The sequence below is a fragment of the Fluctibacter halophilus genome (assembly GCF_020687825.1).
GTDB lineage: Bacteria > Pseudomonadota > Gammaproteobacteria > Enterobacterales > Alteromonadaceae > Fluctibacter > Fluctibacter halophilus.
This window is the reverse complement of the sequence record NZ_JAJEWP010000001.1, coordinates 185,141-208,056: the sequence shown is the minus strand read 5'-3', so window position 1 is coordinate 208,056 and position 22,916 is coordinate 185,141. Positions and strand designations below refer to the sequence as shown.

The following is a 22,916-nucleotide window of genomic DNA, read 5'->3' as shown; positions in this document are numbered from 1 at the left end:
GATTAATGCGCATCCTCATTAAGTTTATTAACACTGTCTTTAATCAGTGTCTCCCATTTTGGTCGAAGAGCACTTTCGCTATATACCATAGTCATAAGCGTTTGATTATTCTGTCTTTGCTCTGGAGTTTGCGCACAGAAATCCGCAAATGTCTGTTTTTTTATACATTCACTGGGAAAAACATAAAACCCTTTGTGCTCTAACTCGCTAAAGGTCGAAGTTGCCCCCCTCACATACATTTTTCTGCCATGTTTTAACATGGAATAAACGACATACAAGCCTTGCTGTCGAAGATGGGCAAATACAGCTACATCGATGCCAGCAAGAAAGGAGTCATATTCATCTTTTCCCATCATTTCGACAATCGGTTTAAATTTCTCGCCCAAAAGAGTATTCCCGTGTTGAACTACATTGTTCACATAATCGCTGCTACCGCCGTAGTTCAACAGTACGCTGACTAAAATATTTTCGTCCTTGAATTTAGAAAGCCATTCCAAAGCCTCAATATGATTGTTGCTGGAAGCGCCTGAGTTGCCTACCAATATATTGAGCTTTGTATCGTTCTTCTTCTGTAAGGATGTGTTGTCTGAAGCAATTAGTGGGTAAGGGACTACATCCACCTTGCGCTTGGCTAGGTGTTTGGAAATCAGCTCACTGTCACCTTCATTCAGCGCGATTACGTGCCTAAATCGTTTCACTAAATTCCGATGGAAGAAATGAGCTACTCGTCTCTTGATTGTTTTACTCTCAGCAATATGCTCATACAAATCCGCTCCCCAACAAACCCACAGACATTGCTTAGGAAGGCCAGAGAACGCCAGCCGAGGCCACAGATGGCGATCAAACATGCCATGAAACACAAAAATGCTGCCAACATCTGCATTCTTTTTCATTAAATGAAGCAGTTCATTCGCATTCATATATTGAGTAAAGCCTTGTGGTGCAGCCTCTCCAGAGACTGACCAAGCCCAAAACTCTTGGAGGATTTCCTCAACATTTAGCCCAACAAAAAAGTGTTTCATAGGGAGATAATGATGTGGCGTTTGCCCGAATATATGAATAATTTTTCGTATAGAACGATCCATTACCTCTCCTCAACTTCCGATACGCAAACGAAGCCAGCGCGCCGCTTGCGGTTCAAATATCACAATACACACCAGCCAACTGAGGCCCCATACCACCGCGCCCAGCAGCAGTATCCACAGTGGTGATTCAATCGCAAACGCTCGCATTAACACCACAGCACAGGCTGCACAGAGCAATGCGGCGCTGGCCGGCCTGGCCAGGGCCAGTGAATACTGCCCAGCGGACAATCCCACTGTTTTGAACAATAACCACCACCAATGGCCGAAATAAGCGACAAATTGTGTCGCAGCTAACGCCGTCGCTACCCCAATAACGCCCCATTGAGTCCCCACAGCGATGCTTGCGGGAAATAGCAACAGCAATGCTACATTCCACCACAGCGACCGTCTGACCTTGCCGACTGCCATCAGTAGCGCACCTACTGGATTTTGTGCCGAACGCAATAAGCACCAAACAGCCAAAATTTGCATCAACCCTGTGACATGTAACCAAGCAGGGCCAAAAAACACCGCTATCAACGGCTCCGCAAAAACAGCCATCGCGGCATACAGGGAGAAGTTAACCCAGGACAACAGTTTGACGATCATTGCGTAGGTAGTAGCAAGATCGGTGTGCTCACGCATTTTCGCCATGTACGGGTAAGCTACCCGGGTAACAACCGGGTTAATCAGCATTGCGGGTTTAAAGCACAACTGACGAACTAGATGATATCCACCGAGTATCTCAGTGCCCAAAAGCTTGCCGACCAGTATGACGTCAACCTGGCTATTAAAAAAGTTCACCACATTGGCGCCTGATTGGTATAAGCCAAAATGCCAATAACGGCGTAATTCCGTCCAATTATCAGGGAGACTGAAGAACCATTTACGCCCGGAGAAAAGCCATAGGAATAAGGCCAGCAGCCCTTGGTTCATCACAATGCCTGCAATCAATGCATAAACACCGTGCCCCATCAACAACAACAGAATAGAGCACATAACACTGATAAAAACCGCCATAAACTCCGCGCTGGCAATTGCCCCAAAGCGCATATGTTTTTGTAAAACGGCCAAATTCATACGGCTCCAACCACTAAAAACGAACACCAATGCCGCGACCCGCAGCGGCTCAACCAAACCCGGTGATGAAAAGAGAAAAGCCACCAAAGGTGCGAGCAAATAGACCCCTACGGCCAATCCGAGCGCGACACAAAAACACATAAAGCCCAACGCATTTAAGTGCCTACGGCGGGTGCGCTGTTGGTGAATAACAGACTGCCCAACGCCCAGGTCCATTAGCAGTTGAAAAAACATCACGGTTAACTGCACCAGCGCAAATATCCCCAATGCTGTGGCATTCAGGAAGCGGGAGGCCACGGCCAACTGCAGGACAAACAGCAGAGCACGAAATAAGGTGGACAGGGTCGTCCATTGCACGCCGCGTTGAGCGACAGAAAGCGCGTTCGTCATCGGTTCACCGCACTAGCGGAATATCGCGAGCATGGCATTGTTAAAGGGAGGTAGTACGACACGGTTGCGTTCTGGCAATGCCGTTACGGATGTGATCGTTTGCTATTGTTCTGTCCGTCCTGCGAAGACTCGGTCACCCGATGCTCAAGCACTGCCATTCGCTGTACCAGACGGTCAATCTTCACCTGCATCTTATTGCGCTCAATGTCCATCAACAATATTTTAACCATTGCTGCCCCCAGGGCTACCAAAACCGGCAGGATGGGTGGATAACCTACGCCTAGTTGACGGCCAAACCAGTCTACCACCCCGGGAAAAAAGCTGACTGAAAGCACCAGTAACGCAATCAAAAACCAGCGAACGGCAACCAAAGGGGATATGTGATCACGGCGTGTTAAGAACACAATCGTAATGCTCAATACGGCACCAATAAAAGCAGCAATCAAGTGCGCGTTATTCACTGTTTTCCCCTAATTTCAATCGTTCTTTGTAATGCTTGGTTGATACTGAACCCGCCTTTGTCGTGCTAAGTACCAGCGTGTAAAGCAGATACTTTCCGACTGCAAGCCATGAATAGAAAATCCGCGAAATGCCGTTTTCTCGTTCGTTCATCAAGACTTCTATTTCCTGACAGCGAAGCCCGACATCCCGCAACATTAGCAAAACCCCAACGTCTTGGTATTCAAACATTGTGGCCTGCTCGCTGCACAATACGTCGATGGCATTTCGATTATAACAACGTAACCCGGATGTTAGATCACTGACTCCCAATCGGGTAATCCATTTGAGCAGTTGCCAGGTTACATGCCTTCCCCAACTCCCTCTCGACAAGCAGGAACCAATCACGACATCCGTACCGCGCAACGAAGCTTCGAGCAACTTATTGATTTCAGTAGCCAGATGCTGTCCGTCAGCATCCATCGAAATAACCCGCTCAATGCCTTGAGAGCGCGCAAAGCGAATTCCGGTTTGCGTAGCGCGCCATGCCCCCATATTGACCACATGTCGTAATACGATCGCTCCAGCACGCTCGGACACCAATGCGGTGTCATCGGTGCTGGCATCATCAACGACGATCACGGCACAATCATGCAGCGCGCGAATGTCTTCAATCACTGCACGAATACTTGATGCTTCATTCATCGCCGGAATAATAACCGCAAAACTGGCCAAACAGAGCCCTCCTCAACAACCGCCGCATTTTAGCGCATATACAGGCTGTAAGCCAATCCAGCGGTTAAATCGTCGCGACTTAAGACAAAGCCTTCTTAACCGTTTCCGATACCGTAGAGACCTCTTCAAAGGTCATATTTGCAAAAAGCGGTAAACATAAAATCCGCCGGGATATGTCAGCTGACGTTGGGCAAATACCTTCATCGCCATACACACTGACTTCAGCAAGGTTGGGATAAAAATAACGACGCGATTGAATATTGACCGCCTGCAACGCATCCATTACGGCGAATACGTGCGCCTCTGATGGCAAAATAATCGGGGCATAAGCGCCGTTATTACGACTGTCTTTTGACCACTCCTGAAACGTCACCCAGCCCGAAAGCTGTTGCTGGTAGGCCTGCATCAAAGCCTGTCGATGGGCCAGTATTTCAGGAAAAATGTCCAGCATTGCGAGTCCCATTGCGGCATGAAGCTCACTCATTTTGGCATTGATGCCAACATGCGCCGGTACATTGTGCCTGTCAAAACCAAAGTTAATCAGTTGACGTGCTTTTTCCAATGCTTCGCGCTCTTTGAATATGATGGCGCCCCCTTCAACACAATGGAACATTTTTGTTGCATGCAGACTCAAGGTCGCAGCGTCACCGTGTTGCAAAACTGTTTGGCCTTTATACTGACAGGCGAAGGCATGGGCAGCATCATAGATCACTTTCAATCCATGCCGTTGAGCGATGGTGGATAGCCGCTCAACGTCGCAAGGGTTACCAAATACGTGGACAGGTACAATCGCTCGAGTAGTCTCTGTGATTAGATTCTCGACACAATCAGGAGCAATGTTCAATGAGTCCGGGCAGATGTCCGCAAAACGGGGTTGCAGATTTTGCCAACGCAATGCACCTGGTGTTGCAGCAAAGGTGAAGGGTGTCGTGATGGCCTCCCCTTCTTCCAGGCCAAAAGTGCGAAAGGCCACTTGCAACGCCAGTGTGCCATTGGCGACCAGTAATAAATGCTCGACACCGAGGTACTCTGCCAAACGTGTCTCAAGTTCCTGCACCAGTGGGCCATTATTGGTCAGCCAAGTGCGTGCATAGATGTCATCGAGGTATGACTGATAGCGCCCGATGTCGGGCAAGAAAGGTTTTACGATGGGTATCATTCTTGGCTCGTAGAAGTTAACTGTTGCAATTTGTTGTACAGGTTGGTCGCGGTCTCATCCCCGGGTTTAAGCATAAGTGCATGTTTGAGCAGTGCTTGGCCTGCCTTATAGTCCCCTAGGTTAACCCGAGTGATGGCCAGATTTACGGTCAGAACATAGTCAGATTTATTTAACTGAAACCCTTCGCTCAGCGCCTGATTGGCACGCTCAAAATCTTTATTGCGCAGGTAGAAAAGTCCTCTGTTGGATAGGATCATACTCCGACGCACGGGCTCTTTTACTTGTTCCAACAAATCCAGCTCGTAGATATCAGCTTTTTGATAAATGCCCAATTCACGCAGACAGGCGATGTAATTAAGCAGCATCTCAGGCTGGATACCCAACTGCCAATCAGGCTGCTTATTATACAATGCAATGGCGTGACTGAAATAGCTGATGGCTTTGGGACATTGATTATTTTGAGACAGAGCTGTCGCATATTCACCGGTCGCTCGTGCACTGCGTTTAGACAAAGAGACTTCATTCGCATAAAAACGCGTCTTATCTGCCCACAAGGTGATACGGTTGTGCAATTGGTAGGTCAACAATAGCAATAGCACTGCGCATGCTACATACGCTGGTAAAGCCCATACTTTGCGACGGGTTAGTGGTATCAAAAGGGCAACAACGCCCAGCACCATGCCAGCATTTGGTAGATAGGTACGATGTTCAAATACCAAATCCTTGATGGGCATGACACTCGACTCAACCGTATGCGCCAGGTAATAACATAGGACCCCCAGTGTGAGTAGCGGCATCTTTCGGCGCATTAAAATGGCACATATCACAACTACTGAGTGCCAAATAGCTGATATAACAGTTGCTGTATCAGGGACTGTTATAAGCGGCCAGTCATATTCCAACCGCAAGCCTTGCAAAGAGAAGAACTGGAATTGATAGTGGCGCAGTGCATCCAATTGCGTCATAAGATAGTCTATGCGTGCAATGTCAGCGGTTTCCCGTGTTAAACCGTCCAGCACGGATAGCGTCTGATTGCCGAACTGGCTTACTAATCCAATGACGCAGACCATTAGGAGTGCAATACCGCTAACAAAAAGTATCTTGGTAAAGCGCTTAAAGAACAACCACTCCAGAACCCATATCATGAGTGGTAGAACCGCTGCATTTTGCTTACCCGATAGCGCTATAATGAAAAACAGCAAGCCAACCAACAAAGCCCACATGCGTTGTGTTGTTCGCCAGTACACATAACTATTCAGCGCACCAAGCGAACCAAACGCCGCCCACAATGCTCCCTGCTGCACCGCATAAACAACAGCCTGACTATTTTGAGGGTGGACGGCAAATAAAACTGCTGCACCAACACTGAAAGTGTATGCAGCCGCTCCGTCAAACGTATTAGAGGTCGCCTGATGACGCAGTAGCTGCCAACATAACAAGCCAAGTAAACCGCTTGTCAGCCCGTGCAGCAGGATGCTAAAAACATGAAATGCAGCGGCGTTTTCGCCAAACCAGGTAAGCTGAAGGGCGAATATTGCATAGGTCAATGGCCTGGAACTGTGCTTGTCCCACAAAGCCTGCCAATCTATCGGTGGCGCGATGGCTGGATTGTGCAGTATCGAACTAAAATCGTCGAGATAGAATGGAATGGTTGTTAGGCCGTAGTAACCTGCTGCGACCAACACTATCCCTAGAATGGGCATCAATGCCCGAGCAATAACAATCATACTATTTCGTGTGCAGAGAAATGAAAAAAGGCGAGCATATGCTCGCCTTTTTAATGCTGTCGTCTCTGTGATTACAGAGTGCGCAGACGGTCGCCGTCAGTCTTAGCGTAGTACAACGCTTCAACAACGATGGCGTTTTCAGGTGCATTGATGATCACGTCGAAAGACAGAGGACCACTCAGACCTGCAGAAGTTACTGCGTTACGGATAGCAGCAGAGATGTCAGTAACACCTTCAGCGCCAACAGTTGCGATACCTTCCATTTCTACAGTGTCATCGCCTACGTAGATAACCAAGTCAACACCGCCAGTTTGAGTAGAAGTGTTAGACACAGTTACTGACTGAGAGTAAGCAGAACCGAAAGGCAGGAATGGAATGTGTGCTTTCGCACCATTCAGGGTCCATGCACCAGCAGAGCTTTCAGACAGAGTAGTAGCTACCAGGTCAGTTGCGCCGCCTTTAGGATCGGTGTAAGAAACTTTGGTTTCAGCAGTGAAGGTTTGATCTGGGATTACCACATCAGCAGGACCAGTCACAGTGATACCTACAGTACCAGTAGAGAAAGCAGCTGCTTGCGCTACAGATACAGACATGAAGTCTTCAGCTACAGTTGCAGTACCAGCAGTTGAAGTGACAGCACCGTCGTCAGCACCGCCTAGTTCACCGTCGCCATCAGCGTCCAGGAATGAGAAGTCACCCCAAACTTTGTAAGTAGCACCAGTGGTAGTAACGCCGGTAGATACAGCAGCTTCAGTGTTGCTGATTACCAGAGTATCAGCAGTACCGCCGCCAACAAACTCTTTACGAGCAGTGTTAACGTCGATAACAGCATCGAAAGCAGTGCTTACAGATGTGTCAAGCTGTTGAGCGTAAGTGATTGCAGTTACTGCAGTAGACGAGTCAACAGTTTTAGGACCTTCAACGGTTGCAACTGTACCAACTGCAGACATCTTAACTTCACCTTCGTCTGCCGCAGCAGTGGTGATCAGCTGAACGCCAGAAACAGTTACTGCAGTACCAGCGCCGAAAGCTACAGGGTTAGTTACCAACAGTTTGATTTTGTTGCCAGAGTACTCGAGGAATTCGATGTTATCTAGCAGGTTACCAACACCAGTCACTGTAGGAACGATAGGAGCAGGAGTAGCAGCTGCAGTCATAGTAGCAACAGTCGCACCAGTCACTTCCAGAGTGATGATATCACCGCTGTCGTAGTCACGCTCAGGGGTAATAGTAACGTCAGCGGCAGTAACCTGCTGAATGCCGACCGCATATTCCACACCCAGTGTAGCAGGAGTCGTGCTAACAGTAGAGCCTACTGCAGCGAAAGATGCGGTAGCTGCTACAGATGCAGCAATAAGCGTCTTTTTGAACATTGTAATTATCTCCAATTTCATGAAATTGAACACGAAGCAATTCATTTTGCGTTGTGTCCGTTTACCGTCGATGGTTTTATTTCGTTCAACCGCACCCTAGCTGGCCAGAAAAACGAACCAAATCCAATTTATATATAAATGAGTTCCGATGTCAACAAAACCGTCAATTTATTATGTATTTAGCTCAAAAAAGCCACACTTTAATGAGAAAACGGTCTGTTGCCTTCTTCAACGCATAGTAAGTATGCGTGAAAGCCTTTAAAAATCAATCCTTTCTCACATTTTAAAGGTATATCAATCAATACGTATGGACGACACCGTGTCTTTGAACGTACGCATTAGCCCATCCCATTGGTCTGAACGACTGATAACACGGGGGGTTACCATGATCACCAGTTCCGTCTTCACTTTACTCTGCGTGGTTGCCCCAAACAGATTCCCAAATAAAGGAATATCACGCAGGCCAGGCAAGCCAGAGTTATTGTTTGTGGTCTCTTCGCTGATCAGCCCCCCCATCAGTATGGTTTGTCCGTTTTCCGCCACGACCTCAGTAGACAGAGAGCGTTCAAAAATGTTGGGATTGCCACTGGCCGCGTCTCCCTCTGTCTCGTTACTGTTAGACTGACTGATGTTCATAATGACCACACCCTGCGCATTAATGGTGGGCGTCACCGTTACCAGTGTTCCCGTGCGCCGGTACTCGACTGACTGGGTCAACTGGTTACCCGTATTGGGATTGACCGTGGTCGAGCCAACAATGGGGATTTCACGCCCGACCTGAATGGTCGCCGATACACCATCCCGCACCAGTAAATTGGGGTTAGACAGCACATTGAACAAATTATTGGATGACAAGGCCTGCAGTGATGCTGTATTTACCCCACTGGCCCAGGTCAGCACATCCCCTACTCCTTCAGAGGCAAAACCGCTGTTAAAACCAAACTTGCCACTGGATAGGGCAAATTCCACCCCCATCTTAAACTCGTCAGTCAGTGTGACTTCTGCGATGGTGATCTGCAGCATCACTTGCTTTGGCAGTACATCAAGGCTCGTTACCAAGGGCAAAATCTTTTTGTATGCTGTACCTGTCGTGTTAAAGATCAACGCATTGGTGCGTTCGTCGACAACAAAATTCAGTTCATCATTGCTGGCCCCAGTAGTACGCGAGGTTGCTTTTAGTTGTCCTGTCGACGCACCATTTGCGTCCTCTCGGCTGTTTTGCGCGTTGGAGCTAACGTTCGTTTGTCGGGCTCCGGCAATCAAAGGCTGCAAACTCTCGCCAATGTCCTTGGCGCGGGCAAATTTCGGGTGATATACGTAATACTGACGCACATCCCCCTCCGTTGGCTGATCCAGCGTTTTGGTCCAGAACTCAACACGGTCGAGCAACGACTGGCTGGCGGCAAACACCGCAACAGCACCGATTTGGTAAAGAGGCACAAACACCAGATTGTCATTGCCCGGCTCGATGATGCCATTGGGGATCCCCTCCGACTCCAGCAACGCTGACAACTGGTTGAGGTACATGTCTATACCGGTAAACGTCAGCTTCACCAGCCCCACATGCCGTCCTCTGTTTGCCGGAGAATCTAGCAACTGGACCAGTTCTACAGCCCTGACAACTTGCTCACGATCTCCGGTGATAAACAGCGTGCTTTGCTTGGCATCCAGAGTGATCTGTACGTCGGCCAGCTGTTCGATGGTGGTCTTCAGGGAAACTTTGATGCCATACAGTACCGGAACGATTTGCATCACGCTGTTCGCAGTGCTGGGAATGTCGTTCACTTCACGTCCCATACCAACGGCGCGGGCGGCCTTGCTGTTCGGTTCTGTTTTGGCCAATAACAAGACATCGCCATTATATTTGACCGTGACATGTCGCTCCCCCAAAGCCGTTTGTGCCAGCGCAAATAACTTACGCGGTGTTACAGGCTTTGAAATGTTTAGTGTCACAGGTGCCGTAGCCCGGTCCACATCCGGGGTGACCATGTAATTAACTCCCAGCAGTTCACCAAACACATAGTGGATAAAACCGTTCAACGGCATTTGATTCGCAGCAACTTGGATCTCGCCGCTGTCGGGAAACAGTTGTTCCATTTCGGCAGAGGAAAAGGAGACGTCAGGCCGACTCATTGACGGCAGGGTAAAGAAGCCTCCGTCGTTACGGCGTTGTTGAGATTCACTGACATCGTCTTGTATTCCAAGTTCAGCCTCTTCCACGCCATCAATGTTCAGATAGCTTTTGCGTACTTCCAGCGCTTGCTCACCGTATTTTTTAGAAAACGCATCACTGTGGTTACTGGTCGCACACGCTGATAGGAGTGCTGACGATACCACGACCGATAGCACCCGCAGCCACGATTTACTCGGCATTCTTTTGTATCTCCTTGGACTCTTTTGACGCAAACACCTGCAATTCTACGACCCGCTCGTTGTGGCGTAGCGCTACTACGCCTGGATCAATCCTTTCAACTAGGTACTCGCCTAAGCGCTGGCCTACTTGGATTTCATTGCTCGATTGCTTGCTGTTTGTTATGTTCACGCCATTAATGATGGCCAATCGCTGTCCGTTGTAACGAAACGTGCCAACCAGACGATATCGCATCTGACCATCAAACAGATCTCGTAACTTACCTTGCTGTTGCTGCTGTTGCGCTGCCGACATGCCAGCGATTTTGGGCTTGGTCGATTCTTCCTTAGGACGGGCAGTTGGCTTTTCCTTAGGCTGGTCGTATTGGTTCAGCGCATTGAGCAACGAGTCTCGGCGCTCCTCTGTCAACGTAGCGATGTTGCTTTCACCTACCTTGAGGGCTGAATCCTGCTGTTCATTGTCATCAATTTTCAACGCCAGACGCTGACTAAAATCCCATATAAACAAGGGCAGCAATATCACCATCAGCGCAATAAAAAGGCTACGGTTGTTCATCGGTCTCTCCTGATGTCCCCGCATTGCGCATCATTGAAAGTACCACCATACCATTAAACTGTCCCAGGGTCTGGCGCTGAGGATACATGTTCGAATTAATGGTATTGATCCTGACCACACTCATACGGGGCTGGAATTGTTCAACATCCAGCATAAACGAGATCAAACCATGCAACTTGCCAGACAAAGATAATTCTACCCGTTGTTCCACCAAAGGCCCCTTTGACAAGGAGTTAAGCCAATTAATATTGCGGGCCTCAAGGCCATATTCTTCAAGGCGCTTGCCCAAGAACGACTGCAACTCGATCTGCAAAGAAGTCTGATCTTCAGCACTGAAAACCAACCCTTCTTGCAACGTCTCTCGAAGAGCCTCTAGCGCCTGTACTCTTGCGGCGATGTCCTCTTGGTTGGCCAGTAAACGTTTACCTTTTTCCAACTGGGCGGCCTGGCGGTGCACCGTCGCTGCGGTGCTATCCTGCCAGTCAATCAGAGGCACAACGGCAAACTTTATTACCAACAACACGGCCACAAAGCCAAGCAGTATAGTTTTATTCTGCACCATCGCCTCCTGCATCACTGGACCAGACCTGATCATCATTCACCCGGAACGTCAGAGTCACAATCTCTCCCCCTCTGACCTGAAGCACCGGAGAGGCCATTTGAGGTTCTATAATTCCGGGAATCGTGGACAAGGCCTTCAATAAATCAGATACCTTGTCTGACTTAGTCCTCATGCTGACCTGGCCATTTTCAACAGCAATGGATTGAATTTGCACATCCTGCTTGTCCAGCAACGAAAGAACCACACGCCATAAGGCCGAAGACGGCTGAAAGGTGTTTACACTGTCTTGCAGCACAGCGACAAAGGCTTGATGGTTTTCCAGTTGGTGTTGCAACGCAAAAACGTCATTAAGTTGCTCACGTTGTTCAGACAATTGTGCTTCCACCGCGCCTTGACGCCAGACTAAAAAAGCACTGGTCATTGCCAGATAAGCTGCAACACAACCGACAAACGCAGCTCCCAACCAACGCCATTTAATGCCTTCAATTAACTTACCCAAACGCAGCTTGTTAATGCTTTGGCGCCAAACATGAGGTGGCATATGAAAAAGCTGTCGGGTCAATGTACGCTGCCAATCCGTTTGCTCATAGGTTTGGTAGCCGTCGACCTTGCCATCCATATCGGAGGGTGTGCGCGGTAGAGTATCGGTGCAGAACTCCCCGCCTCGAGACATAACCTGCAGCACATGTCCGTTGCGCTCCACCAGCCAACGCATTTCTCCTGTCGCTACAGTGTCCATTGCACGCTTTGCTAACAAAGGCTCAGGTATAATTAACCAACTGCCTTTGGCGGCATCCTTGTAGGCGTTGTCTGGAATGACCCAAAAATAGACCCGACATTTATCGAGTCCCAAAGGCTCGACCAGTGTGTACCGATGACCAAGGACAGGACTAATGTCATCCATCAGCTCCGCAGCTTTTAGCGCTTCACTGACATTGGCAATGGGCAAATCCTTGACAGTTTCAAAACAGCGTTCACGCTCGACAACAGCGACGAATTGGGCTTTGCTCTCCTTGCCCGATGATTCTGAATCAAATGCGACAAACCGCTGCAGATATGTTACCAGTGCGTTAATGACAAAGCTCCCTCAATTGCCGGGCCTGATGTAAAAGACCGGCCATTATCGTCAATTAAATGACTGTGTTGCAAGTTAATCGGCTAATAATATGACAACTGGAGGATTGGTTCTCGACTTTGATGCGTCTGTATCAAAATCTCAAACCGATGATCCAGTTTCACGTCCCCCCGAGTCACCGACAACGTCACTTCAAACAGGTTCCCGGGAAAGACATCCAGTAAGCCATCATACGGGACAAAACTACCAAAAATTTGTTGCCAGCCCTGCTCTATGTCTTGTTGTCCATTGCCGAGAATGATCAACTGCTGCGCAATATCTTCATTGAACAACGCCCTAACAAGAGGCGCAGAGGCGCACAACGGAGCAAACGTTGAGATATAGTGATGGGTCAGATTCGGCCCAATACGCTCGTACTGGGTATCACTAATTCCCGGTAATGCACGAATTTCAGCAACACTTTGCAACGGACCATTGCGCGGTCCGGCTTTATCACTGGCGTTGTAATAGGCGTGCTCAGCGCCAAATGGTGACACGTTATCGTCAACATCTGTCCAGTCGTGCAGCGCAGGTAAAAACTGCCCCCATTGCTCATCCGGGATCTGTTCAGCCCGAAACAGCGGCACCAATAGCTCGTCTTGAGGTAACGATACCGACAACTTCCCCAACATACTCTTTACCTGCAACGTGACACCGGGGGAAAGGGTCACCGGTTTACCGTTACAATACCAGGACGTTCCCTGACCGCTATGGTTAAACAAGGCCAGCGTATCCGTTTGATAAAAGCGACTCAGTACCGCTGTCTTAGCACTGCGCATTGCCAACTCGGCTTCCAGTCGCTGCTGATACTGCCGGGCAATATCGACGTTGCGTTGCGCGGTCTTGTTAAAATGCAACGCGACAATGGCGATGATTGCGCTGATCAGCAATACCTGAACCAATGCAACACCGGATTGCTTAGAAGTCATTTGAAAACCACCCCAATGCCCGACTGTTTAACTGACTCACGGAAAAAACCACGGCTTGTTGCTGGCCCTCTTTAACGTACTGCAGTCGTATGGCCGAGGGCATCACATTACGGTTCGAACCATTAAAACTGGTCCACCATTGCCGCGCAGCAGATGCGGTTTTCTGTCCCAGGTTTTCATAGCCATAGTACTCAAACACCATATCGGACGCACCGGATAACAGGGTTTGCTGAAACGTGAAAGCATGGCGTTGCTCCAGGGTCAGCAATAGATCATTCTTCAAAACCGCTTCTTCGTACTGCAGAGAGTAGGAAAGGTCGGACGACTGAACGATGGACAGTCTCACCACTGCGAGCCCCTGACGACCGGAAAACGGGGATTTGGATACGCCGATGAAGCTGTCCTCAGACCCCTCGAAATAAAGCGTCGCGTTTTGCTCTTGATCTCTGACGATGTAGGGATACAAACCGGTAACGGCCATCTGCACGCGCTTCAGTGCCTGCAAGGTATCAACATGAGCGTCAAACGCGTTGGCATCTTTCTGCCAGCGCTGGACAAAATAGCTGTAACCCATGGTCGCAATCATGATCGTCATGGCTAAAATGGCCATCGCCACCAACAGTTCAACTAACGAGAATCCCCTGTACCGGAATGACGTCCTTACCACGTTATCTCCATGTATTCATGCACGTCATCGCTGCTGGCATCATGCAGTGACACCTTCCATACAACGGCCTGTCCCCCGGTCTCTACTTTCTCTTTATTCAGGTAGCGCTCCGGAGGGGTAATACGTCGACTGACTTTCGCTTCCCACAGGTAACGCCGCCCCAGAAAGTATTCTTCTCCCCGCTGGGTGTCGGCATATTGTGCTTGGGTAAGCTTCAAATGGATTGCATCAAACAGCAAATCCAGCGGTGCCGTTTGCCAAACCACCTCCGTGGCACGTTGGTTCGCCTGCAGAGCACCGCGATAGACATTGGTGAATACCGTCAATGCAATGAACATGATAAGTCCGGCGACCAGCGCCTCAATCAGCGAAAAACCTGCCATTTTGCGCATCATTGTTGCGCACCTTTTAGCAGAGCGACTGTTGTCGCTTCGTTACCTGCATCCGCTCTTATTTGCTGAGGCCAGGGAAAACCTGCACGGGAAATTTTCACCTCCTGGAGAGGAAAACGCAGGGTTTCAAACGCTAAGGATTGTTGACGTTGAGGCGCGTCAAGATACCAGTAATGCATACGGTCATCTGAAAATTTCACTGAGATGTCCCGATCATTAATAAAGGCAAGATGAGACAGGCTTTTTACTGTCCCACGCAAAGTGCGCAAATCCGACTCCACGGTAACGCTGTCAAGCGCTCTGAACAAATTGGGTCCAACCAACGCCCCTATCGTACCCGCTATTGCCAGCACCACCAGCAATTCTACCAGCGTAAATCCCGGCCACCTGCGAAGCCCTTGCATGCCCTACAATCCAACGTCATTCGTGCTGACAATGCTCAGAAGCATCACGACTACCACTGAACCAACGATGCCACCCATTAACAAGATTAAAAGGGGTTCAATCATGTTGGTCAGGGTTTTCGTCCAGCCCTCGAACTCTTCCCGGGCACGATGAGCGATTTCGGCAAATACAGGCTCCAAGTCGCCACTTTCCTCTCCAACTTCAACCAAAGAAAGCTGAAAATCGGAATAAATCGGTACGCTCTTTAAGACCACCGATAATCGTTCACCCTGTTTAATACGGTTTCGACTGGCTTGTAAGGTCTGTGCAATTTGCTGGTTTGCGATATTGCCTTTAGCCAAAGCGATAGCATCGACAAGTGCTACGCCACTGGATAACCCCATGGCCATGGAGCTGTTAAAGCGGATGCGCTCCACCAAACGGATACCTGTTCCGATAAGGGGCAGTTTTAGGCCTATCTCATCCAAGCGCCGTCGCGTCGTTGGCTGCTGCCAACCTCGGTATAAGGCATACCCCCCGACAACGATTGCCGCCAGAAGGTACCACTGGTAGCTGACAAACCAATCACTTAATCCCAACAACAATTCCGTGTAGAGGGGCAAGTCATCAGCCCTATCGAACATCCCACTCATTTGTGGCACGATATAATTGAACACAAATAGGATACAAGCGACACACACTGCAAGTATGACACTGGGGTACGTTAAACTCTGGACAATTTTGCTGCGCAACTGTCGCTGAAAGGTTAATTCTTCGGCCAGTTTGGCAAACACTTCAGATAACGTCCCCGATGACTCCCCCAGACGCAACATATTGATAAATAGAGGGCTAAACACCCCTTCTTGGGCTGCAAACGCATTGGCGACAGTACTGCCGTTTTTGATTTCGGTGCTCAATTTTTGTAACAAATTGCCTGTGGCAGCGTCACTAACCCCACGACTTAAGATGCTCAACCCTTTGTCTATCTTAACGCCGCTATTGAGCAGTATCGCCAGCTCGGCAGTGATAAACTCCAGGTTCTTAAGACCGACTCGTCCATCTTTACCCTGATTGCGCGAACGGTTGCGTAAAGAGGCGCTTTCCTTGATGGCAATCACCACCAATTTGTCAGCCGCCAATTGTCGTTTCGCGGCCTCTCGATCCTGCGCCTCGAGTTGTCCTTCGACCTTGACGCCATGAGCATCATACGCGGTGTATTGGAAGTTCATCAGCCGGCAACCCGAATCACTTCCTCAATTGAGGTAATACCCTCTGAGGCTTTCAGCAAACCATCCTGAAGCAAGGTTCTGTGTCCTTGCTGTTGATTGTGTGCACGGGCTCGCTGAATGAACTGATGATCCTTGGGTAAGGATTTAATGTCGTCATCACAACGTAAATATTCAATGATTGCGGTCCGCCCCTTATAACCGCTATGAGCACAAGCCTCGCAACCCACCGGGTGGTAGAGCGAAATAGGTCCTTTGACCCGATCTTGCAACTGATATTGTTCTATCAATGCCTGCGCATTTGGATCGGGTTGTTTACAGTTATCACAAAGCTTACGGGCCAGGCGCTGGGCAACGATCGAGACAATAGCGGCATTTAACAGGAATTCCTCAACGCCCAAATCAAGCAGTCGGGTGAATGCGCTCGGTGCATCGTTGGTATGCACGGTTGAAAACACCAAGTGACCAGTCAATGCACTTTGCATTGCGATATTGGCGGTTTCCTTATCGCGGATCTCCCCCAACATGATGATATCAGGGTCTTGACGCACAATACTTCTCAGTCCGCTGGCAAAGTCAAAGCCAATGTCATTGTTGACCTGGACTTGATTGATCCCTTCCAGTTGATATTCAACCGGGTCCTCAAGAGTGATAATCTTTACGTCATCATCGTTGAGTTCATTGAGAAAGGTGTACAAAGAGGTGGTTTTCCCGGAGCCCGTCGGACCGGTCAAAAGAATAACGCCTGCGGTAGACTTCAGGTCTTCAGCCAGCTTCTGTCGAATGTCCGCGGCGATGCCGAGCACATCCATATCGTAGCGTATGCTGTCTTTGCGCAAAAAACGCAGGACAATCGACTCGCCCTCATTGAGCGGCAAGGCCGACACACGAATGTCCAGTTCAACGTTGGCGATTTTGATTTCTATCTTACCGTCTTGCGGACGCCGCTTCTCGGCAATGTCCATGTTCGACAAGATCTTCAGGCGCGAAACAACCGGTAATTCCAGCCGTTTAGGGATCGTCTCACTGTCATGCAGTACACCATCAATCCTGTAGCGCACTCGACATCTGCCCTTGACTGGCTCTACATGCATATCAGAGGCGCCCAATTTCAAGCCCTTGGCAATCAATGAATTCAACAAGTTAACAACGGGCGCTTCACTGGCGAGCTCGCGCAGCTTGTCTTCCTCGACATCCGATAGCAAAGAATCTTCAAGGGCATCCTGTGAATCTGTTGAACCCACAACCGTTTGACGCAACGACTCCGCAACATCGGCGGCTATCACAATGAGGTCATAATCAACCCCCTCGAGGGCGAGGTACTGCTTCGCATCGCGATTCATCGGGTATTGCGCGGCAAACACCAATGTCCCTTCTCGCTGCCCCAACAAGAACCAGTGCCGGTGGGCGAGATAGTGATGATTAAGTGACGGACTATCAGCGTGTGTCAACGATGGCAAATCAGAGGCGTCCAGAACGACCGAGCACCCCAACAAATCACCGTAGACATGGGGGAGTTCCTCTTCGGCCAGGGCACCAAGGTTGACCAACAGTTGCTCAATCTGACCGCCATGTTTACTTTGGTAGCTGATAGCCTTGTCAATGTCTTGGGCATTGACACCGTGGCGTTGCAACACCTCTACGATAGCACTACTCATGAATGATATCTGCATCCTGTTCCTGGCCGCCGGGTTGCCCATCTGCACCTAGGGACTTTAGCTCATAAGCCTTACCGTTCGTGCCAGGTGCAGCATAAACATACGGATTACCCCACGGATCATTGGGCACACTTTTCGGCAAATACGGGCCATCCCAACCATTTTCGCTCGATTGTACTAGTTCATTCAGCGTTTTAGGGTAGCGTCCCATGTCAAGTCGGTAGGTATCCAATGCTGTTTGAAACATTTGCATCTGCGCCGTTGCCGTCTTTTGTCGGGATGAATCTACTTTGGAGAACATTTCAGGTGCGACCAAAGACGCCAACAGGCCAATGATCACGATAACGATCAACAACTCCACCAACGTAAATCCGCTGTTTTTCATTCGCATACTGTATCTCAACTCCACAGGTTAATCTTTGCTAGGTTACAAGCTACCGATGGCTGCTACCGCCACAGCAATCTGATAAGCAATTTGTGAGGCATTCGCCCACAACGTCATATTGTCGACATTGTCAGAATCAAATGGCACAACGATGGTATCGCCTGGCCTTATCAATGAATCTGCAGCGTCACCGTCAAACCAGAACCCGCCATTTCGTTGGGGCAACACCACCGAGCCATTGGCGCGGATGATGTAGGTTCTATCTTCATCCGCCAACGCGCGATAACCACCGCTCTTTTCAATGTAATCCTGATAGGTAAGGTCATTTGTGTACAAATGGGACGTTGGAACATACACCTCACCAATCACGTTAACGGATTGAGTTTTGCTGGGTATATAGAGCGTATCGCCGTCTTCCAGCAACACATCGGCACTCTCATTGCCGGTCAGAAGTGCTTCAAAGTCAATAACCAAACGACCAATGGCTTCTGTTTGCGTTAAATCCCTTAATAACTTCTTGGCCTCGTCATAACTGACAATAGCGCCGGCACCGCTGCTGCGACGCAAACTCTCCGAGGCGATTTGTTTGCGCAGCTCTTCGGCCAAATCCCGTAAATTTCGTCGCTCCTGCTCTTTGAGCTTCTCGCGAGTGAAAATTGCCGCATTAGGATCACCAAACTCAGTCAATCCCCCAACACGTTCGAGCAATTCAGCCAATGACTCGCCTCGACGGATCGCATATTTACCAGGGAACTGAACTTCACCCACAACCTCAACTGACAGTTCCTGCTGCCATGAAGGTACGGAAAACACATTCACTCTGTCTTTACTGTGCAGAGTGATATCATCAGTTTGAGCAGAAATGACCGTCTGTGGTGAAAACTTAATGTGCTCAATCCGTGTCGCGCCATCTTCCCCCACCATGGTGCGGGTAATCTCTGATGATTGCGCATAGGACGCCTCTGTTAGCCCACCAGCCGCTTTGATCAAGGCCTTCAAACCGCCATTCTGCGGCAGTGGATATAAACCGGGCACCTTAACTTCACCATTCACTTCAACCAGTTGCAAAGGATGGCCGTAGCGGGCTTGCTCCTGAAGCATTGCAATGACGGGGGCGAGCATACGTTTGCGGGAGAAATAGGTCGAATCCCGATATTCAAGTACTCGCTCTCGCTCCTGTTCAGACAAGGTAATGATCGATTGAGACTGCAAATCCTCGAGGTCATTGCTGGCGGAAGCATTGGGATCTTCTTCCGTCAAACCAACACTTTGCCAGAACAATTTATCTTCAATTCGCTCATCCCAGGCTTCTTTTTCTTGCTCTTCAAGCTCTTCTTCTGTGTAGGCCAGTTCTTCCAAGTCAATATCGCCGATGCTCTCACTCTCAATGCGCGAAAACACCAGTACTTTATCGTTCGAGGCCAGCGGAAAATCATCCGCTTGGCCAGATAACACATCAATATAATCCAGTTGGAATACCTGCATCTGGTAGTTTACTGGATTGGTTCTCAATACCAGGATATAGCTGAGATCCGCCGTTTCCAGCACGGTTTTGCTCACATCTCCCAACAACGTGCCAATGGTCACGCCTTGATGATATTGATAGCGACCAGGCCTCGCCACCGCACCAATCAATGTCACAGCATCAGACACGCGTTTTGTCACGGAAGGCACCTTAATTTCGTCCCCGCTAAACACTGGTGTGTTTGCCCCCTGACGACCATCCGCAGTGATCTGGATTTTGCGCCCCTGTTCAAAGCGCCCAATGCTCACTGCTTCTATGTATGCTGATGGTAATGGGTTACCAGCCAGAGCCAGCACTTCATCAAGGTGACGCTCGTCTTTTAGCTCATAAATGGCGGGACGTCTGACCTGACCGTCAACCTCGACCGTATCTTTGAGCGCAGGAACAAACACAACATCTCCGTCTTGGAGTGTAATGTCACTGCTGGCGTCACCTTCGTTGAGCAGGTCATAAAGGTCAAACTCCACCACCGTTTTACCCTGCCGTTTCACCTTGATTGTGCGCAATGATGCAATGTCGGTGACACCGCCACTGGCAAACAAGGCATTGGTTATGGTTGATAAAGCGCTGACTTGATAGGCGCCGGGTTTATACGCTTCGCCCATCACAAAAACCCGCATTGTGCGCAGTGATCCCATTGTTACACTGACTTTTACGCCAATGAGTTGTTGTGTAACCGCGTTGCGGATCGCCTGCGTCGCATCAGCAAAGGATAATGAACCCACTTGAATCGGCCCCAACGGGGGCAAAAGAATACTGCCATCGCGCTCTACGTTTAGCGTAAACGTATCGGTCTCATTCCCGTACAAAGCAATAACCAACTCATCGCCAGGTCCAATAATATAGTGATCGGGTACAGGCATCGATATTTCGTGATTAAAACCGGTGGGTTCATTGGAGAAGATGTCAGCACCATAAAGGGCCAGTTCGTCATCTTCTTCGCTCCTGGCCTTTTGCTCATCTTCCTCGATGGGGTTGCCGAACTCATCAAATTGCGTACCTCTGGGGTAAACCTGTGTGGCATTGTCAAACTCATTGGACTGCCCTTGCCCTTGCTGATCCAACAGTGACAGGTCGATGCCCATCTGTTGTGCTATTCGCTGCTGTTGCGCTTTGGGTAAGCGTTTAAACTGCTGAATTTGCTGCTGAGTTGGCATGGTTTGGGCGATGGGCTGGAATGCCACCAACGCACACACGACAGTGAGGAGTACCCGAATTACATTCATTAAAATACGACTTCCGTGCTATTAACAGGTTAATTTTAAAAGCCTTTCGAACAGCCGGTCATGATAACTGATCTACCGTAGCAGTAAAGGGCATCAGACCACCAGTATTGCGCTTTTTTCAGTTCCCAAACATCAAGACGCCTAAGCCCCCAAATAGTTCCCGAACAAACGCTTCGTATGACAGCCACCGTGTTTGACTTGTGTTATGCAAGAAGCTCTAGTATAACCCGATGTCAGTTTCGGCGTGCGCCGAGGTTTTTTCGCGCCATTATTATTACAAACAGACCTGTTCGCGACGGGCAACTCACACTCTGTGGGTGTTTTTTTAAAGGCAGTAACATGACGACAAAAACGCAAACCAAAGACTTCCTGGGTCATCCAGGCGGCCTATCTACCCTGTTTTTCACCGAGATGTGGGAGCGCATGAGTTATTACGGCATGCGCGCCCTGCTGGTATTGTTTATGACCGCCAGCCTGCAGGAAGGTGGCCTGGCCATCACTGTAGCGTCCGCTACCGCCATCTACGGCCTTTACACCGGTGCGGTGTATTTCATGGGCCTGCCCGGCGGCTGGATTGCCGACCGCCTGATTGGCGGTCAACGGGCAGTCTGGTACGGGGGCCTGATCATCATGTCAGGTCATATTGTATTGGCCATCCCCAGTGACACAACATTTTTCATCGGCCTGATCCTGGTCGTGCTGGGAACAGGACTGCTTAAACCCAATATCGGCGCCATGGTTGGACAGCTTTATAGTCCTGAAGATCAGCGCCGTGATGCCGGTTATACCCTGTACTACATGGGTATCAATATCGGCTCAGTGATTGGCTACATGGTGTGTGGTTACTTGCAGGTCGAATACGGTTATCACTACGCCTTTGGTGCCGCGGCGATCGGTATGGGACTCGGTCTGATCCAATACCGTGCCACTCTGCCTAAATTGGAAGGCGCCGGTGCCGAGCCTTTGGTTCGCATGTCTGACAAAGGTGTGAAAATCAGCTGGATGGCAATCGTTGCGTTTCTGGTCGGTCTGGCCTTCCTGACCTTTGCCATGATGACAGGACTCTTCAGCATTGACCCTGTCAGCCTTGCCCAATACGTGGCCATCGCCATCACCCTGGTCTTTTTGGCCTACTACGCTGGTGTTTACGTGTTTGGCAATCTCAACGCCGACGAAAAACGCAGTCTGGGTGCCCTGTTCCTGGTGTGTCTGGCATCAATCTTTTTCTGGGCAGGCTTTGAACAAGCCGGCTCTTCACTGAACCTGTTTGGCCGTGATTATACCGACCGAATCGTCGGTACCTTTGAAATCCCAACGGCCTGGTTCCAGTCGGCTAACTCGTTTTTCATCATTCTGCTGTCACCGTTCTTTGCTGCGCTGTGGATCAATCTGGGTAAACGGATGGTTCAGCCATCCTACGGTATCAAGTGTGCAGTGGGCCTGATCATCATGGCAACCGGCTTCATCGTCATGTTCTTTGCCGCCCAGTTGGCAGCCAGCGGTCTGAAAGTGGCGCCGTATTGGTTGGTGGCCACTTACTTCCTGCATACCGTTGGTGAGCTGTGCCTGAGCCCGGTTGCCCTGAGTGCGGTAAGTAAGCTATCGCCAAAACGTTTCGCCGGTCAGATGATGGGTGTTTTTGTACTGACCTACTCCATCGGTAACGTTGTTGCTGGCCTGCTGGCCGGTAACTTCGACCCGGAAAAAGTCGATCAAATGCCGAACCTGTACCTGCAAATCAGTCTGTTCACCATTGCAATCGGTATTCTGATTGCCTTGTTCACGCTGAAAACCCGGGTGTGGGAAAAACTGTCAGAGAAAAAAGACAGCAATATGGAAAGTGCGACAGCCTAAAGGCTTATCATAAACTCGCCAAAACGCCCGGTTTAACCGGGCGTTTTTGTTGGTGTTGGGTATGTTTGTGCTGGCCCTCAGTGCCCAACTTGTTAAGATACA

20 protein-coding genes are annotated in these 22,916 nt (G+C 49.5%); 1 reads left to right on the top strand and 19 read right to left on the bottom strand.

The window, feature by feature from the left end:
* Nucleotides 1-2: 2 nt before the first annotated feature.
* The 19 genes from LJ739_RS01025 to LJ739_RS00935 all read right to left on the bottom strand — a co-directional run bounded on the left by LJ739_RS01025 (nucleotide 3) and on the right by LJ739_RS00935 (nucleotide 20,960).
* Nucleotides 3-1,085, bottom strand: coding sequence for a TDP-N-acetylfucosamine:lipid II N-acetylfucosaminyltransferase (locus LJ739_RS01025; protein ID WP_229156736.1), 1,083 nt, complete (start codon nucleotides 1,083-1,085; stop codon nucleotides 3-5).
* 9 nt (nucleotides 1,086-1,094) lie between these two features.
* Nucleotides 1,095-2,534, bottom strand: coding sequence for an MOP flippase family protein (locus tag LJ739_RS01020; RefSeq protein ID WP_229156735.1), 1,440 nt, complete (start codon nucleotides 2,532-2,534; stop codon nucleotides 1,095-1,097).
* Nucleotides 2,535-2,617: 83 nt separating this feature from the next.
* Nucleotides 2,618-2,995 (bottom strand): DUF2304 domain-containing protein, encoded by a 378-nt coding sequence (locus LJ739_RS01015; RefSeq protein WP_229156734.1) that lies wholly within the window; start codon nucleotides 2,993-2,995, stop codon nucleotides 2,618-2,620.
* Nucleotides 2,988-3,707, bottom strand: a complete 720-nt coding sequence (locus LJ739_RS01010) for a glycosyltransferase family 2 protein (protein ID WP_229156733.1) — start codon at nucleotides 3,705-3,707, stop codon at nucleotides 2,988-2,990. The genes LJ739_RS01015 and LJ739_RS01010 overlap by 8 nt, the downstream gene beginning before the upstream one ends.
* A gap of 79 nt (nucleotides 3,708-3,786) precedes the next feature.
* Entirely contained in the window at nucleotides 3,787-4,866 is a 1,080-nt protein-coding gene (locus LJ739_RS01005) for a DegT/DnrJ/EryC1/StrS family aminotransferase (protein WP_229156732.1), read from the bottom strand.
* Complete coding sequence (locus LJ739_RS01000) at nucleotides 4,863-6,593, bottom strand: tetratricopeptide repeat protein (RefSeq protein ID WP_229156731.1); 1,731 nt, start codon at nucleotides 6,591-6,593, stop codon at nucleotides 4,863-4,865. The genes LJ739_RS01005 and LJ739_RS01000 overlap by 4 nt, the downstream gene beginning before the upstream one ends.
* A gap of 71 nt (nucleotides 6,594-6,664) precedes the next feature.
* Nucleotides 6,665-7,966, bottom strand: a complete 1,302-nt coding sequence (locus tag LJ739_RS00995) for a hypothetical protein (protein ID WP_229156730.1) — start codon at nucleotides 7,964-7,966, stop codon at nucleotides 6,665-6,667.
* Between the two features lie 294 nt (nucleotides 7,967-8,260).
* Nucleotides 8,261-10,339 carry a type II secretion system protein GspD gene (locus LJ739_RS00990; RefSeq protein WP_229156729.1) on the bottom strand — a complete coding sequence of 693 codons (2,079 nt, stop codon included), beginning with the start codon at nucleotides 10,337-10,339 and terminating at the stop codon, nucleotides 8,261-8,263.
* Nucleotides 10,329-10,892 (bottom strand): hypothetical protein, encoded by a 564-nt coding sequence (locus tag LJ739_RS00985; protein WP_229156728.1) that lies wholly within the window; start codon nucleotides 10,890-10,892, stop codon nucleotides 10,329-10,331. Before LJ739_RS00985 ends, LJ739_RS00990 begins: the two co-directional genes overlap by 11 nt.
* Entirely contained in the window at nucleotides 10,879-11,451 is a 573-nt protein-coding gene (locus LJ739_RS00980) for a hypothetical protein (protein ID WP_229156727.1), read from the bottom strand. The genes LJ739_RS00985 and LJ739_RS00980 overlap by 14 nt, the downstream gene beginning before the upstream one ends.
* Nucleotides 11,441-12,403 carry a hypothetical protein gene (locus LJ739_RS00975; RefSeq protein WP_229156726.1) on the bottom strand — a complete coding sequence of 321 codons (963 nt, stop codon included), beginning with the start codon at nucleotides 12,401-12,403 and terminating at the stop codon, nucleotides 11,441-11,443. The genes LJ739_RS00980 and LJ739_RS00975 overlap by 11 nt, the downstream gene beginning before the upstream one ends.
* Nucleotides 12,404-12,612: 209 nt before the next feature.
* Nucleotides 12,613-13,497 carry a type II secretion system minor pseudopilin gene (locus LJ739_RS00970; RefSeq protein WP_229156725.1) on the bottom strand — a complete coding sequence of 295 codons (885 nt, stop codon included), beginning with the start codon at nucleotides 13,495-13,497 and terminating at the stop codon, nucleotides 12,613-12,615.
* On the bottom strand, nucleotides 13,487-14,164 hold the full coding sequence (locus LJ739_RS00965; RefSeq protein WP_229156724.1) for a PulJ/GspJ family protein: 678 nt from the start codon (nucleotides 14,162-14,164) through the stop codon (nucleotides 13,487-13,489). The genes LJ739_RS00970 and LJ739_RS00965 overlap by 11 nt, the downstream gene beginning before the upstream one ends.
* Nucleotides 14,158-14,559 carry a hypothetical protein gene (locus LJ739_RS00960; protein ID WP_229156723.1) on the bottom strand — a complete coding sequence of 134 codons (402 nt, stop codon included), beginning with the start codon at nucleotides 14,557-14,559 and terminating at the stop codon, nucleotides 14,158-14,160. Before LJ739_RS00960 ends, LJ739_RS00965 begins: the two co-directional genes overlap by 7 nt.
* A complete protein-coding gene (locus LJ739_RS00955; RefSeq protein WP_229156722.1) occupies nucleotides 14,556-14,960 on the bottom strand; it encodes a pilus assembly FimT family protein in 405 nt (134 codons plus the stop codon). The genes LJ739_RS00960 and LJ739_RS00955 overlap by 4 nt, the downstream gene beginning before the upstream one ends.
* Nucleotides 14,961-14,963: 3 nt before the next feature.
* Nucleotides 14,964-16,061 carry a type II secretion system F family protein gene (locus LJ739_RS00950; protein WP_229156721.1) on the bottom strand — a complete coding sequence of 366 codons (1,098 nt, stop codon included), beginning with the start codon at nucleotides 16,059-16,061 and terminating at the stop codon, nucleotides 14,964-14,966.
* A gap of 107 nt (nucleotides 16,062-16,168) precedes the next feature.
* A complete protein-coding gene (locus LJ739_RS00945; protein ID WP_229156720.1) occupies nucleotides 16,169-17,824 on the bottom strand; it encodes a GspE/PulE family protein in 1,656 nt (551 codons plus the stop codon).
* Entirely contained in the window at nucleotides 17,817-18,215 is a 399-nt protein-coding gene (gene gspG, locus LJ739_RS00940; RefSeq protein WP_229156719.1) for a type II secretion system major pseudopilin GspG, read from the bottom strand. Before gspG ends, LJ739_RS00945 begins: the two co-directional genes overlap by 8 nt.
* Before the next feature lie 36 nt (nucleotides 18,216-18,251).
* Entirely contained in the window at nucleotides 18,252-20,960 is a 2,709-nt protein-coding gene (locus tag LJ739_RS00935) for an SLBB domain-containing protein (protein WP_229156718.1), read from the bottom strand.
* Between the two features lie 339 nt (nucleotides 20,961-21,299).
* On the opposite strand from LJ739_RS00935, the gene LJ739_RS00930 reads away from it, so the two are divergent.
* Nucleotides 21,300-22,814: a peptide MFS transporter gene (locus LJ739_RS00930; protein WP_229156717.1), complete on the top strand. Its 1,515-nt coding sequence runs from the start codon at nucleotides 21,300-21,302 to the stop codon at nucleotides 22,812-22,814.
* Nucleotides 22,815-22,916 lie beyond the last annotated feature (102 nt).